General features: G+C 62.0%; 20 protein-coding genes. 3 read left to right on the top strand and 17 right to left on the bottom strand.

Going from position 1 to position 13,672, the window contains the following annotated elements; all coding sequences use genetic code 11:
- Positions 1-2: 2 nt before the first annotated feature.
- From rpsQ to rpsL, 15 genes are all read right to left on the bottom strand, one after another.
- Entirely contained in the window at positions 3-257 is a 255-nt protein-coding gene (rpsQ, locus tag EK416_RS14605) for a 30S ribosomal protein S17 (protein WP_127078736.1), read from the bottom strand.
- 11 nt (positions 258-268) lie between these two features.
- Positions 269-472: a 50S ribosomal protein L29 gene (rpmC, locus tag EK416_RS14610; RefSeq protein ID WP_013420561.1), complete on the bottom strand. Its 204-nt coding sequence runs from the start codon at positions 470-472 to the stop codon at positions 269-271.
- 7 nt (positions 473-479) lie between these two features.
- Complete coding sequence (gene rplP, locus EK416_RS14615; RefSeq protein ID WP_127078738.1) at positions 480-911, bottom strand: 50S ribosomal protein L16; 432 nt, start codon at positions 909-911, stop codon at positions 480-482.
- A gap of 59 nt (positions 912-970) precedes the next feature.
- On the bottom strand, positions 971-1,735 hold the full coding sequence (gene rpsC, locus EK416_RS14620; protein ID WP_127078740.1) for a 30S ribosomal protein S3: 765 nt from the start codon (positions 1,733-1,735) through the stop codon (positions 971-973).
- Entirely contained in the window at positions 1,735-2,115 is a 381-nt protein-coding gene (gene rplV / locus EK416_RS14625) for a 50S ribosomal protein L22 (protein ID WP_013420558.1), read from the bottom strand. The genes rpsC and rplV overlap by 1 nt, the downstream gene beginning before the upstream one ends.
- A 2-nt stretch (positions 2,116-2,117) precedes the next feature.
- Positions 2,118-2,396: a 30S ribosomal protein S19 gene (gene rpsS, locus EK416_RS14630; RefSeq protein ID WP_127078742.1), complete on the bottom strand. Its 279-nt coding sequence runs from the start codon at positions 2,394-2,396 to the stop codon at positions 2,118-2,120.
- Between the two features lie 8 nt (positions 2,397-2,404).
- Positions 2,405-3,238, bottom strand: a complete 834-nt coding sequence (gene rplB / locus EK416_RS14635; protein ID WP_127078745.1) for a 50S ribosomal protein L2 — start codon at positions 3,236-3,238, stop codon at positions 2,405-2,407.
- Between the two features lie 28 nt (positions 3,239-3,266).
- Positions 3,267-3,560, bottom strand: coding sequence for a 50S ribosomal protein L23 (locus EK416_RS14640; RefSeq protein WP_127078747.1), 294 nt, complete (start codon positions 3,558-3,560; stop codon positions 3,267-3,269).
- Entirely contained in the window at positions 3,557-4,177 is a 621-nt protein-coding gene (rplD, locus tag EK416_RS14645; RefSeq protein WP_127078749.1) for a 50S ribosomal protein L4, read from the bottom strand. The genes EK416_RS14640 and rplD overlap by 4 nt, the downstream gene beginning before the upstream one ends.
- Positions 4,178-4,888, bottom strand: a complete 711-nt coding sequence (gene rplC / locus EK416_RS14650; RefSeq protein WP_127078751.1) for a 50S ribosomal protein L3 — start codon at positions 4,886-4,888, stop codon at positions 4,178-4,180.
- Positions 4,889-5,048: 160 nt separating this feature from the next.
- Positions 5,049-5,357: a 30S ribosomal protein S10 gene (gene rpsJ, locus EK416_RS14655; RefSeq protein ID WP_013420552.1), complete on the bottom strand. Its 309-nt coding sequence runs from the start codon at positions 5,355-5,357 to the stop codon at positions 5,049-5,051.
- 64 nt (positions 5,358-5,421) lie between these two features.
- Complete coding sequence (gene tuf / locus EK416_RS14660; RefSeq protein ID WP_127078753.1) at positions 5,422-6,612, bottom strand: elongation factor Tu; 1,191 nt, start codon at positions 6,610-6,612, stop codon at positions 5,422-5,424.
- A gap of 75 nt (positions 6,613-6,687) precedes the next feature.
- Positions 6,688-8,763: an elongation factor G gene (gene fusA / locus EK416_RS14665; RefSeq protein WP_127078755.1), complete on the bottom strand. Its 2,076-nt coding sequence runs from the start codon at positions 8,761-8,763 to the stop codon at positions 6,688-6,690.
- 27 nt (positions 8,764-8,790) lie between these two features.
- On the bottom strand, positions 8,791-9,261 hold the full coding sequence (gene rpsG / locus EK416_RS14670) for a 30S ribosomal protein S7 (protein WP_127078757.1): 471 nt from the start codon (positions 9,259-9,261) through the stop codon (positions 8,791-8,793).
- Positions 9,262-9,279: 18 nt separating this feature from the next.
- Positions 9,280-9,651 (bottom strand): 30S ribosomal protein S12, encoded by a 372-nt coding sequence (gene rpsL / locus EK416_RS14675; RefSeq protein WP_013420548.1) that lies wholly within the window; start codon positions 9,649-9,651, stop codon positions 9,280-9,282.
- Positions 9,652-10,055: 404 nt separating this feature from the next.
- Here rpsL and EK416_RS14680 point away from each other — a divergent pair, with 404 nt between their 5' ends.
- On the top strand, positions 10,056-10,274 hold the full coding sequence (locus EK416_RS14680) for a hypothetical protein (RefSeq protein ID WP_127078759.1): 219 nt from the start codon (positions 10,056-10,058) through the stop codon (positions 10,272-10,274).
- On the opposite strand, the gene EK416_RS14685 is transcribed toward EK416_RS14680, so the two are convergent.
- Positions 10,256-10,927, bottom strand: coding sequence for a phosphatase PAP2 family protein (locus EK416_RS14685; RefSeq protein ID WP_127078761.1), 672 nt, complete (start codon positions 10,925-10,927; stop codon positions 10,256-10,258). The genes EK416_RS14680 and EK416_RS14685 overlap by 19 nt on opposite strands.
- Positions 10,915-11,757 (bottom strand): DUF1345 domain-containing protein, encoded by an 843-nt coding sequence (locus tag EK416_RS14690; protein ID WP_127078763.1) that lies wholly within the window; start codon positions 11,755-11,757, stop codon positions 10,915-10,917. The genes EK416_RS14685 and EK416_RS14690 overlap by 13 nt, the downstream gene beginning before the upstream one ends.
- Before the next feature lie 177 nt (positions 11,758-11,934).
- Here EK416_RS14690 and EK416_RS14695 point away from each other — a divergent pair, with 177 nt between their 5' ends.
- Positions 11,935-12,774 (top strand): SDR family NAD(P)-dependent oxidoreductase, encoded by an 840-nt coding sequence (locus EK416_RS14695; protein ID WP_127078765.1) that lies wholly within the window; start codon positions 11,935-11,937, stop codon positions 12,772-12,774.
- Positions 12,771-13,559: a 3-deoxy-manno-octulosonate cytidylyltransferase gene (kdsB, locus tag EK416_RS14700; RefSeq protein ID WP_127078767.1), complete on the top strand. Its 789-nt coding sequence runs from the start codon at positions 12,771-12,773 to the stop codon at positions 13,557-13,559. Before EK416_RS14695 ends, kdsB begins: the two co-directional genes overlap by 4 nt.
- Positions 13,560-13,672: the final 113 nt, after the last annotated feature.

The following is a 13,672-nucleotide window of genomic DNA, read 5'->3' on the forward strand; positions in this document are numbered from 1 at the left end:
AATCACTCAGACGATGGCCCGGATGTCGCCGGATCGAGGACGACCCACCGCTTGTTCTTCGAAATCGGAGCACTTTCCTGAATGCGAACCACGTCGCCCTCATGGAAGGTGTTGTTCTCGTCATGCGCGTGATACTTCTTCGTCAGGCGCACTGTCTTCTTCAGAACCGGGTGCGTCAGACGGCGCTCGACCTGCACGACAACGGTCTTGTCGTTCTTGTCCGAGACCACCACACCCTGCAAAACGCGCTTCGGCATTTTCTTCTTCCTTAACTTTGCGCTTCGGCGACGCGCTTCTCGCGCTCGACCGTCTTGATTCGCGCAATGGTGCGCCGAACGTCTCTGACGCGCGCCGTGTTGTTCAACTGCGACGACGCCTTCTGAAAGCGAAGGTTGAACTGCTCGCGCTTGAGCTTGATGAGTTCGTCTTCAAGCTGGTCCAGCGTGAATTTGCGAATGTCTTCGAGTTTCATGGCCGCCTTATTCCTTCACAGCCGCGATTTCGCCGAGACGCACAACCACGCGGGTGCGGATCGGCAGCTTCGCCGCGCCGAGACGCAGAGCCTCGCGAGCGGTTTCCTCGCCGACACCATCGATCTCGAACATGATCTTGCCCGGCTTGACGCGCGCCGCCCAGAATTCCGGCGAGCCCTTGCCCTTACCCATACGAACTTCGGTCGGCTTCTTAGAAACCGGCAGGTCCGGGAACACGCGGATCCAGACACGCCCCGCGCGCTTCATCTGGCGGGTGATCGCGCGGCGAGCCGCCTCGATCTGCCGTGCCGTCACGCGTTCCGGTTCCAGAGCCTTCAGGCCGTAGCTGCCAAAGTTAAGCGAGGTGCCGCCTTTGGCATTGCCATTCATCCGGCCTTTGAAAGCCTTCCTGAACTTTGTTTTCTTCGGTTGCAGCATCGCTCACACCATGATCCAAAGCCGCGCCAACAAGGCTGCGGGTCTTATGTCTTTTCCGTTTAGCGGTCGCGATCGCGTCCGCCGCGTTCCCGATCACCGCGGTCACGACGCGGTCCGCGCCCTTCCGGACGACCACCGCCCGGACCGCCGCTCTCCTGGCTTTCCATGGACCGACGCTCCTGAGCCATCGGATCGTGTTCAAGGATCTCGCCCTTGAAGATCCAGACCTTCACGCCGATCACGCCATAAGCGGTCTCCGCCACGGCCGTACCGTAGTCGATGTCGGCGCGCAGCGTATGCAGCGGAACGCGGCCGTCGAGATACCATTCCATGCGCGCGATTTCAGCGCCGCCGAGGCGACCCGAAACGTAGATGCGCACGCCTTGAGCGCCGAGCCGAAGCGCCGACTGCGTCGCGCGCTTCATGGCGCGGCGGAACGCAACGCGGCGTTCGAGCTGCTGGGCGATGCCCTCCGCAGCGAGCGTCGCGTCAAGCTCGGGCTTCCGAACTTCGACGATGTTCAGATACACCTCGGACGTGGTGAACTTCGCAAGCTGGCCGCGAAGCTTCTCGATATCCGCGCCCTTCTTGCCGATCAGGATGCCCGGGCGAGCCGTATGCACCGTCACGCGGCACTTCTTGTGCGGGCGCTCGATGACGACCTTCGAAATGCCCGCCTGACGGCGCTGCTTCATGATGAACTCGCGGATGCGGAAGTCTTCGTGCAGAAGCTTGCCGTATTCGCCCTTGTCCGCATACCACCGGCTGTCCCAGGTGCGGTTAATGCCGAGCCGCAGCCCGATCGGGTTGACTTTCTGCCCCATTAGGCCTGCTCCTGAACTTCTCTCACAACCACGGTGAGTTGCGAAAACGGCTTCTCGATGCGCCCCATACGGCCGCGGGCGCGGGCATGAAAGCGCTTCAGCACGAGGTTCTTGCCCACATAGGCTTCGGCGACGATGAGCTGATCGACGTCGAGATTGTGGTTGTTCTCAGCATTCGCGATGGCCGACTGAAGCGTCTTCTTCACGTCCTGCGCGATGCGCTTGCGCGAGAAGGTGAGGTCTGCGAGAGCCTTGTCCACCTTCTTGCCGCGAATGAGTTGGGCGACGAGGTTCAGCTTCTGCGGGCTCACGCGAAGCGAACGCGCGACCGCCTGAGCTTCGTTATCCTTGATCCGCCGCTCTGTTTTCGGTTTCGACATGGCTACCTCTTCTTCGCCTTCTTGTCGGCGGAGTGGCCGTAATAGGTGCGCGTGGGCGCGAACTCGCCGAACTTGTGGCCGACCATGTCCTCGGAGACGAGCACCGGGATATGCTTCTGGCCATTGTGAACGGCGAAGGTCAGGCCGACAAACTGCGGCAGGATCGTCGAACGCCGGCTCCAGATCTTGATCGGCGCGTTGGATTTCTTATCGCGGGCGGCATCCGCCTTGGCGATCACATAGCCGTCGACAAACGGCCCTTTCCAGACTGAGCGTGTCATCGCGGCCTCTACTTCTTCTTCACGTGGCGGGCGCGGACGATAAACTTATCCGTGCGAATGTTCTTACGGGTACGATTGCCCTTGGTGCCCTTGCCCCACGGGGTGACGGGATGACGGCCACCGGAGGTGCGGCCTTCACCACCGCCGTGCGGATGGTCAATCGGGTTCATGGCGACGCCGCGAACGCTCGGGCGCTTGCCGAGCCAGCGGTTGCGGCCCGCCTTGCCCAAATTCTGGTTCGAATTGTCGGGATTCGAGACGGCACCGACGGTCGCCATGCAATCCGCCTGAACCATGCGCATCTCGCCGGAGTTGAGGCGAAGGATCGCCATGCCCTGGTCGCGGCCGACGAGCTGAGCGTAGCACCCGGCGGAGCGCGCGATCTGGCCACCCTTGCCGAGCTTCAGCTCGACATTGTGGATGATCGTGCCGATCGGCATGTTGGCCAGCGGCATCGCGTTGCCGGGCTTCACGTCGACCTTCTTGCCGGAAACGACCTTGTCGCCGACATTCAGGCGCTGCGGCGCCAGGATGTAGGCCAGCTCGCCGTCTTCGTACTTGATCAGCGCGATGAACGCCGTGCGGTTCGGATCGTATTCGAGCCGCTCGACCGTCGCAACGACGTCGAACTTGCGCCGCTTGAAGTCCACGATGCGATAGTTACGCTTGTGGCCGCCGCCGCGACGCCGCGAAGTGATGCGACCGTGCACGTTCCGACCGGCGCTCTCGGCGCGCCCCTCGGTCAGCGCCTTCACCGGCTTGCCCTTCCACAGCTGGGAACGGTCGACCAGGACGAGCTGGCGAAGACCCGGCGTTATGGGGTTGAATGTCTTTAATGCCATGGCGAATGCGCCCTTACCGAAGTCTGCCTTACAGCGTTGTCGTAATGTCGATCGATTGGCCCTCTTTCAGGGTCACGATCGCTTTCTTGAAATCGCTCTGCTGGCCCTTGACGCCCTTGAACCGCTTCACCTTGCCCTTGCGGATCAGGGTGTTGACGGCAACGACGTTGACATTGAAGAGGCGCTCGATGGCCTCCTTGATGTCCGGCTTCGTCGCGTCGATCGCCACCTTGAACACCACCTGATTGTTCTCGGAAACCAGCGTGGACTTCTCGGTGATGATCGGCGAGCGGATCACGTCGTAGAGTTCTTCTTCCCTCATTTGAACCGCTCCTCCAGCGCTTCGAGCGCCGCGCGGGTCAGCACGAGCTTATCCCGACGCAAGATGTCGTACACGTTGATGCCCTGAACCGGCAGCACATCCACGTTCGGGATGTTGCGCGCGGCGAGCGCGAAATTGTCCTGCAGCGCGGCGCCATCGATGATGAGCGCGTTCGACAGGCCGAGACCGGCGAACTTGCCGCGAAGCTGCGCGGTCTTCGGCTCGGCGACTTCCGCCTTGTCGAGAACGACGAGCGCATCCGCCTTCGCCTTGGTCGAAAGCGCGTGCTTCAGAGCGAGCGCGCGGACCTTCTTCGGCAGATCGTGCGCGTGGCTGCGCGGAACCGGACCTGCGGAGCGACCGCCACCGCGGAACTGCGGCGGCTTGTCGTTGCCGTGACGGGCCTGACCTGTGCCCTTCTGCTTGTAGATCTTCTTGTTCGGACCGTTCACTTCGCTGCGCGCCTTGGCCTTGTGCGTACCGGCCTGGCGCTTCGACAGCTGATAACGGACCATGCGTTGCAGGATGTCCGCGCGAGGCTCCAGCGCAAACACTGCGTCGTCCAATTCCACGCTTCCCGCATTGGAAGCGTCAAGGGTGATGACTTCCGCCTTCATTTATGCCCCCGCTCCCGCAGCCGCGGTGTCGTTGTTGGCTTTGCGGAACGCACCCGGCTTGGGGGCGTCCTTCGGAAGAGGCTTCTTCACGGCGTCCTTCACGAGCACCCAGCCGCCCTTTGCGCCGGGAACGGCGCCGCGGATGAGCAGAAGGCCGCGCTCGACGTCCGTCTTCACCACCTGCAGATTCTGCGTGGTGACGCGGTCGACGCCCATGTGGCCTGCCATCTTCTTGCCCGCGAAGGTCTTGCCCGGATCCTGACGGTTACCGGTCGAACCATGAGAGCGGTGCGAGATCGAAACACCGTGAGTCGCGCGCAAGCCGCCAAAGTTCCAGCGCTTCATCGCGCCTGCGAAGCCCTTGCCGATGCTCGTGCCGATCACGTCCACGAACTGACCTTCCAGAAAATGATCTGCCGTCAGCTCCGCGCCGATCTCGATGACATTTTCCGGCGTCACGCGGAACTCGACCACCTTCGCCTTCGGCTCAACCTGAGCCTTTGCGAAATGGCCGCGCTCAGCGCGCGTCACGTTCTTGACCTTCCGCGACCCCGCGCCGACCTGAATCGCCGTGTAACCGTTCGCTTCCTGCGTCCGGTGCGCGATCACCTGGCATTGATCGAGCTTCAACACCGTTACGGGCACATGCTCGCCCGCTTCGGTGAAGATTCGCGTCATGCCAACCTTCTGTGCCAACAATCCCGATCGCATCGGTCTGCCTCAGTTTCCTTCGCCGCTATCGAAGCGGCTGAATCCTTTGTTCAACTCCCGCCATCCGCTCCTGCGGCCGGCGCATCCAACGTGCCGCGCGGGCCCGGCCCGAATTCCCCGCAAACGGGGCGCAGCGTCATAAAACCTTCAGCGACACGCGCTAAAGCTTGATCTCAACATCCACGCCCGCCGCGAGGTCGAGCTTCATGAGCGCATCAACCGTCTGCGGAGTCGGATCGACGATGTCGATCAGGCGCTTGTGGGTGCGCATCTCGAACTGCTCGCGGCTCTTCTTGTCGATGTGCGGCGAGCGGTTCACCGTGTACCGCTCGATGCGTGTCGGGAGCGGGATCGGCCCGTGCACATCCGCGCCCGTCCGCTTCGCGGTATTGACAATCTCCTTCGTGGAGGCGTCGAGCACGCGGTGGTCGAACGCCTTCAGCCGGATGCGAATGGTTTGGCCTGCCATATCAAACTCCCAATAGAAGAGGCGCTCCGTTTTTGGAGCGCCCGCTCCGTCGTCCCCGTATTATTTACTTAATGATGCTGGCAACCACGCCGGCGCCGACTGTACGGCCGCCTTCGCGGATAGCAAAGCGAAGCTTTTCTTCCATGGCGATCGGCACGATCAGCTCGACTTCCATCGAGACGTTATCGCCCGGCATGACCATTTCCGTACCTTCCGGCAGCTTCACCACGCCCGTCACGTCGGTCGTGCGGAAGTAGAACTGCGGACGGTAGTTGGTGAAGAACGGCGTATGACGACCGCCTTCTTCCTTCGTGAGGATGTAGGCCTCGGCCTTGAACTGCGTGTGCGGCGTCACCGAACCGGGCTTGCAGAGAACCTGACCGCGCTCGACGGCTTCACGGTCGATGCCACGGAGCAGACAGCCCACGTTGTCGCCGGCCTCGCCCTGATCGAGCAGCTTGCGGAACATTTCGACGCCCGTGACGATCGACTTGACGGTCGGCTTGATGCCGACGATCTCGATTTCCTCACCGACCTTGATCACGCCGCGCTCGATACGGCCCGTCACCACCGTGCCGCGACCCGAGATCGAGAACACGTCTTCGATCGGCATCAGGAAGGGCTGGTCACGCGGACGCTCCGGCAGCGGAATGAACGCGTCAACTTCTTCCATGAGCTTGAGAATGGCTTCGCGGCCCAGCGCACCGGCATCGCCATCGAGCGCGGCCTTGGCCGAACCCTTGACGATCGGAATGTCGTCGCCCGGGAAGTCGTACTTCGACAGCAGCTCGCGGATTTCGAGTTCAACGAGTTCCAGCAGCTCCGGGTCGTCCAGCAGGTCGACCTTGTTCATGAACACGACGAGCGCCGGGACGCCGACCTGACGGGCGAGCAGGATGTGCTCGCGGGTCTGCGGCATCGGGCCGTCGGCGGCGGAAACGACGAGGATAGCGCCGTCCATCTGAGCCGCGCCGGTGATCATGTTCTTGACGTAGTCGGCGTGGCCGGGGCAGTCGACGTGCGCGTAATGGCGGTTAGCGGTCTCATATTCGACGTGGGACGTCGAAATCGTGATGCCGCGTGCCTTCTCTTCCGGCGCCTTGTCGATCTGGTCGTAAGCCGTAAACGTCGCGCCGCCGGTCTCAGCCAGCACCTTCGTGATCGCGGCCGTCAGCGACGTCTTGCCATGGTCCACGTGACCGATGGTGCCGATGTTCAGGTGCGGCTTGCTGCGCGAGAATTTTGCCTTGGCCATGTGGCTCTCCGTTCTTCCTCTTTCATCCCGACCTAGAGACTAGCCCGGTATAAAGCTCCTACTTTGTTTGCCTTCTCAGGCGAATTTCGCCTGAACCTCTTCTGCCACGTTCTGCGGAACCTGCGCATAGTGGTCAAACTGCATGGTAAACTGCGCACGCCCCTGGCTCATCGAGCGAAGAGTGTTCACATAACCGAACATGTTCGCGAGCGGAACCATGGCGTTGATCACCGTGGCGTTGCCGCGCATTTCCTGGCCGAGGATCTGGCCACGGCGGCCGGTCAGGTCGCCGATGACGCCGCCGACGTAATCTTCCGGCGAAACGACCTCGACCTTCATGATCGGCTCGAGCAGCTTCGGACCGGCCTTCTGGGCACCTTCGCGGAAGGCGGCGCGCGACGCGATTTCGAACGCGAGAACGCTCGAGTCCACTTCGTGATACGCGCCGTCGATCAGCGACACCTTGATGTCGAGCATCGGGAAGCCCGCGAGAATGCCGTTGTCCAGCACGCTCTTGACGCCCTTTTCGACGCCCGGAATGTATTCCTTCGGAACCGAACCGCCGACGATCTTCGATTCGAAAGCGAAGCCCGCACCCTGTTCCTGCGGCTCGATCACGAGCTTGACGCGAGCGAACTGGCCAGTACCGCCGGTCTGCTTCTTGTGGGTATAGTCGATTTCCTGCTTCCGCGTGATCGTCTCGCGGTAGGCCACCTGCGGCGCGCCGACGGTCGCCTCCACCTTGAATTCGCGACGCATACGGTCGACGATGATTTCGAGGTGAAGCTCGCCCATGCCCTTGATGATCGTCTGGCCGCTTTCGACATCGCTCGAAACACGGAAAGACGGATCTTCCTGAGCGAGGCGGTTCAGCGCCATGCCCATCTTTTCCTGATCGGCCTTCGTCTTCGGCTCCACCGCAACCTCGATCACAGGTTCCGGGAACTCCATGCGCTCCAGGATCACCGGCTTCAGCGGATCGCACAGCGTGTCGCCCGTGATCACATCCTTCAGCGACGCGATGGCGACGATGTCACCCGCATACGCTTCCTTGATGTCTTCGCGGCTGTTCGCGTGCATGAGAAGCATGCGACCGATACGCTCTTTCTTGTCCTTGACCGTGTTGATGAGCTGCATGCCCGTCTCGACACGGCCCGAATAGATGCGGCAGAACGTGAGCGAGCCGACGAACGGGTCGTTCATGATCTTGAACGCGAGCATGGAGAGCGGCTCTTCGTCGGACGACTTGCGAACGGTTTCCTCGCCCGTCTTGACGTCGATCGCCTTGATCGGCGGAATGTCCACCGGCGACGGGAGGTAGTCGAGCACGCCGTCCAGAAGGGGCTGCACACCCTTGTTCTTGAACGCGGAACCGCAGAACACCGGATAGAAGGCGCTCGAAATGGTGCCGCGACGAATCAATTCCTTCAGCTTCGCCTCGTCCGGCTCATTGCCTTCGAGATAAGCTTCCATGGCTTCGTCATCGAGTTCGACAGCCAACTCCACGAGCTTGTGGCGATAATCCGCAGCCTTCTCCACGAGATCTGCCGGGATATCGGCGTCGCGGAAGCTCGCGCCGAGGACGTCTTCGTCCCAGATCACGGCCTTCTGGCGGATGAGGTCGACAATACCCTTGAAGTCGCTTTCCGAACCGATCGGGAGCTGCAGAACCAGCGGCTTCGCGCCGAGACGGTCGATCACAGACTGCACGCAGGCGTAGAAATCGGCGCCGATCTTGTCCATCTTGTTGACGAAGATCATGCGCGGGACGTTGTACTTGTCGCCCTGGCGCCAGACGGTCTCCGTCTGCGGCTCGACACCCTGGTTGGCATCGAGAAGCGCGACGGCGCCGTCGAGCACGCGAAGGCTGCGCTCGACTTCGATGGTGAAGTCCACGTGGCCTGGCGTATCGATGATATTGATACGCTTGCCCTTCCAGTAAGCGGTCGTCGCGGCCGAAGTGATCGTGATGCCGCGCTCCTGCTCCTGCTCCATCCAGTCCATCGTCGCGGCGCCATCGTGCACCTCGCCGATCTTGTGGCTCTTTCCCGTGTAATACAGGATGCGCTCAGTCGTGGTCGTCTTACCGGCATCGATGTGAGCCATGATGCCGATATTGCGATAGTCTTCGATGGGAGTTTGACGCGCCATGACCAAGCCTTTGCCGTCTCTAATTCTTTACCAACGGTAATGCGAGAACGCGCGATTGGCTTCCGCCATCTTGTGCGTGTCTTCGCGTTTCTTTACTGCGGTGCCGCGGTTGTTTGCGGCATCCAGCAACTCGCCGGAGAGCCGCTCTTCCATCGTGTTCTCGTTGCGCCCGCGCGCCGCGTTGATGATCCAGCGGATCGCCAGCGCCTGACGGCGGTCGTTTCTGACTTCGACCGGCACCTGATAGGTCGCGCCGCCGACACGGCGGGAGCGAACCTCGATGGCCGGCTTCACGTTGTTCAGCGCCTCATGGAACAACTCGATTCCATCGCGCTTCGCCTTCTGTTCGATGCGGCCCAGCGCGCCGTAGACAATGCTTTCGGCCGCAGACTTCTTGCCCTCGAACATGAGGCTGTTCATGAATTTCGTGATAACCACGTCACCGTATTTCGGGTCCGGGATGATCTCGCGCTTATCAGCTCTGTGCCGACGTGACATTGCTTCAAATCCTCAGTCTTACTTCGGCCGCTTCGCGCCATACTTAGAACGGCGCTGCCTGCGCTTCGCCACGCCCTGCGTGTCGAGCACGCCGCGGATGATGTGATAGCGAACGCCCGGCAAGTCCTTCACGCGGCCACCGCGGATAAGCACCACGGAGTGCTCCTGAAGGTTATGGCCTTCGCCAGGAATATAGCTCGTCACTTCGAAGCCGTTCGTCAGACGGACACGCGCCACTTTACGCAGAGCGGAGTTCGGCTTCTTCGGCGTCGTCGTATAGACGCGCGTGCAGACGCCACGCTTCTGCGGGCATTCCGTCATCGCCGGCACTTTGTTTCGCTTGACCGGCGCGACGCGCGGCTTGCGGATCAATTGCTGTATCGTTGGCATCAACGCTTCCAAATCAAACGGCGTAGGGACCGGGGACGGAAATTTCCGCCTTCCAGTCCGATGAAGACGAATGAGACTTCGGAGGCGTTGCCTCTTGGTCTCGGGAATAAGGTTGTCCGGTGTCTTCGCGGCAGTGTTTAAGCGAAAGCACGCTTTAGCGCGCGAAAACTGCTTACGACCTGCCACCAGAGTGTGCGCAAAATAGGGGCGTGGGCTTAGGCCGTCAAGCTCAAATTTGGTTTATTTTCGGCAGTTTGCTCATCTTTCATTTCGTGTTGCCGCGAAGAGCGGATTTCGCACCCGCGTTAATGCCATTTCTAAAAAGCCAAGCTTCGGAAACATGCTCGGCGGAACAGCCGGCGGTCCCGTGCATTCCGGTTGCATCGGAAAGGAGAGATTGCGCCATGACCGAGGTGCCTCCCGCAAAGGCTCATCCCCACCATCACAAACACCGCCACGGTGTGGAAAATGCCTCGCTTCGGTTCGAGAGCGAAGAGCCGCCGCTCCGCAAACGCCGAGGCTTCGGAAGGCCGCACGCGCTCGTCGTCATCGGCACCGCGCTTTCGCTCGCGGCGCTTCTGGGCTTCGTCCTGATTCCATATGTTTACAAGGCGTTCGGCTGAGACTTGCCGATGCCGGCCGCGGCAAGTCCCGTCACGAAGCCGAGCACCGCCCCCGCGACAATGTCCGAAAACCAGTGATAGGTCGCGCCGAGAAGGCCGATGCCGACAAGCGCGGTTGCGATCACGCCCACGAAGCGCAGCTTCGGCCAGAGCCTCCAGAGCGCCCCCGCAAGGGCCGCGACAACGGTGGTGTGGCCCGACGGGAAGGAGGCAAAGCCCCGGCTGTCGGTCAGCGGGAAGAAGCCGTAGACGCCATTCACGAACCAGGACGGGTTGTTATTGACCCACGTCTCGGGCCAGGTGCGGCCGAACAGGATTTTCAGTTGCACGGCCAGCGCCGCCGAGACCACGATGGCAAGCGAAAGACGCAGCATCTCGTCCTCTCGTGCGGTCAGCGAGCCGCCGCGCAAATAATTCCGTGTTGCGATCAGCGCGAGGATGAGCGCCGCGGCGGGCGCGAGCGGCTTCGCGATGAAGGTCAACGCCACGAAAATCGGATCGCCGTAGAAATGCGGCCGGAGCAACCCCGCGATTTGTCGATCGATAAAGAAAAAACTGAAGACGACAATCGCTGCCACCGCGCCGAGACCCGCGACGAAGCGGATCAGGCACGCCCGTCGCCTTGCCTGAAGTTCAACCGTCACCGCATCCATGCAGACTCCTTATCCGCCAGACTCGCCGCTATATTGACGGTCAGCGCTAATACGGCCGTGTTGAAGAAAAATGACACGACCGCGTGCAGCGTCACGAGGCGCCGCAGCGCATGCGATTTGACAAGCGTGTCCGACGTCTGCGAGGCCGCGCCGATGGACGTCGCGAAGTAGAGGAAATCCCAGTAATCAGGCTTCTCGCAGCCGGGAAATTCGAGGCCTCGCCCTGCATCGCTGCCCGGATCGGGGCGATAGAAGGCATGGGCGTAATGCAGCGCGAACGCGATCTGCGTGACGCTCCACGATATGACGATGGTGAACAGCGCAAGCGCTGCAAGCGCGAATTTTTCATTCGCGCTCTTGTCGGCAAGCTTGGCTTCGAGACCGACCGCCGCGATGGCGGCGAAACTCGCGGCTATGGCAAGCAGGATGATGATGAGAATGACCAGACGGCTGTCGTCTCGGCGTGCAGCGCGCTTTTCAATCTTCGTCGCGTCGCTCGTGAAATCGAGGGAGAACGCCAGCAGGAGATAGGTCAGGCCGCCGAGATCCCATGTGATGGCGGCGCGCACGGCAATCGCGATGCGGTCCGGAAGAAGGGCGTAGGCCAAGAGTCCGACAAAAACGGCGCTATAGAACCTCGGCCTGATCAGAAGCGAGTGCCAGAACGAAACCGGGTGATACCACCCGCGAGCACGGGCAAGGCGGACTCCCGCCTGCTTCGTCTTCTCGGCCGGATTTTTTCCGCCGTCTTCGGGCGATTCTTCTGCGCCAGTCCGGGCGCCCTCACGCCGGAGCGCCCTTCGTCTGGAACGCGCGCTGGAAGACGTCATCGCTCGCCGCCTCATGGCTGTTTCCCGGCAACGCATATCATGAGTGCGCGTTTCCAGCATCAGCATCGAATAAGGAAAGCAGAGCCTTTCCTTCGCTGGCCACGTTCAGGGCGGTTGCCGCTTGCTTCGCTTTTCGGCACTGTCGGCCCCGACGGTGGGACAAAATGGGGGAGCGACATGGAAAATGTGCGGGGCCGCACGGTCCTGGTTACGGGCGCATCGGCGGGCATCGGCAAGGCGTTCGCCAAGGTCTTCGCGGCCAAGGGCTGGAACGTGATCCTGACCGCGCGCCGCCTCGACCGGCTGGAAGCGCTCGCCGCCGAGATCGAGACGAAATACAAGGTCGGCGCAATCGCCATCGAGCAGGATCTCGCAGCCCCCGACAGCGTGGAAAAGCTCGTCGCCGCGATCAGCGACCGGCGCGTGCTGACGGTGGACGGCCTCGTGAACAACGCGGGCTACAGCGTTCCGGGCCATTACGCGAAGACCGCTTGGGCCGATCAGGACCGCTTCCTTCGCGTGATGGTCACGGTGCCGTGCGAACTCGCGCATGTTCTGCTTCCGCCCATGGTGCAACGGCGCTTCGGACGCATCATCAACGTGGCGTCCTTGGCGGGGCTGATTCCCGGCGCGGCGGGCCACACGCTTTACGGCGCGTCGAAGGCTTTCCTCATTCGCTTCTCGGAATCGCTGCTTCTCGAAAATCGCGGCGCCAACGTACTCACGACCGCGCTGTGCCCCGGCTTCACTTACACCGAACTTCACGATGTGATCGGAACGCGCGACAAGGTGTCGAAATACGGCAAGGCGTGGTGGTCCACGGCGGCTGAGGTGGCGGTCGCCGGGTACGACGGCGTGATGGAGGGAAAGCCCGTGGTCGTCGTCGGCCGCCGGGCGAAGCAGATTTCCGCGCTCATGAAAGTCTTGCCCGAGAGCGTCGCGCTTGGCATGGTTGGCCGTCAGTCGAAGACCTTCCGCTCGGAGGAACCGGGCACTTCAGGTAACGAGCCATCATGACCGCCGCAATCGTCATCCCGGCGCGATACGCGTCCTCGCGTTTCCCCGGCAAACCGCTGTGCCTCCTTTCCGGCACCTCCATGCTTGAACGCGTCTGGCGCATCGCGTCGAGCGTGAAGCAGGCGTCGCGCGTGGTCATCGCCACCGACGATGAACGCATTCGCGAGCATGCGCTGGCCTTCGGCGCGGAGGTTGCGCTTACCTCGCCCGACTGCGCGAACGGCACGGAGCGCGTGCATGAGGCGGTGGGACGCGCCCATATCCGCGAGGACATCATCCTCAACCTTCAGGGCGATGCGCCGCTGACGCCGCCATGGGTGCTGGAAGCCATGATCGACGAGATGATCATCGATCCAGCGCCCGAGATCGTGACGCCCGCCGTGCGCCTCTACGGGCCGACGCTTGCGGAATTCCTCGCCCACAAGAAGGAGCGCCCGGCCAGCGGCACGACCGTTACCTTCAATCTGCGCCGCAACGCGCTCTACTTCTCGAAAACAGTGATCCCGCATATCCGCAACGAGGGGCACGCCTTCGTCTACCGGCATATCGGTCTGTACGGCTATCGCAAGGCCGCGCTCTCGCGCTATGTCTCGCTCGCGCCAACGCCGCTCGAACAGACCGAAGGGCTGGAGCAGCTCCGCGCGCTTGAGAACGGCATGACCGTGCGCATCGCCGTGGTGGACTATCGCGGGCGCACGCATTCTTCCATCGATGCGCCGGGCGACGTCCCTGTCGCCGAAGCGATCATCGCGCGCGAGGGCGAACTGCTGCCCGCGCTTCGCTAGGTCGGAGAGGAAGGCCGGGTCGGCGGGCCGCAGTCGATTCCACCGCTCCCGGCTTTCCCAAAAGCGCAGCTCCTGCTACTTTCGGACCGCTGCGCCGCTTCGGCGGTCTTGCG

The organism is Rhodomicrobium lacus, from assembly GCF_003992725.1.
GTDB classification, from domain to species: domain Bacteria; phylum Pseudomonadota; class Alphaproteobacteria; order Rhizobiales; family Rhodomicrobiaceae; genus Rhodomicrobium; species Rhodomicrobium lacus.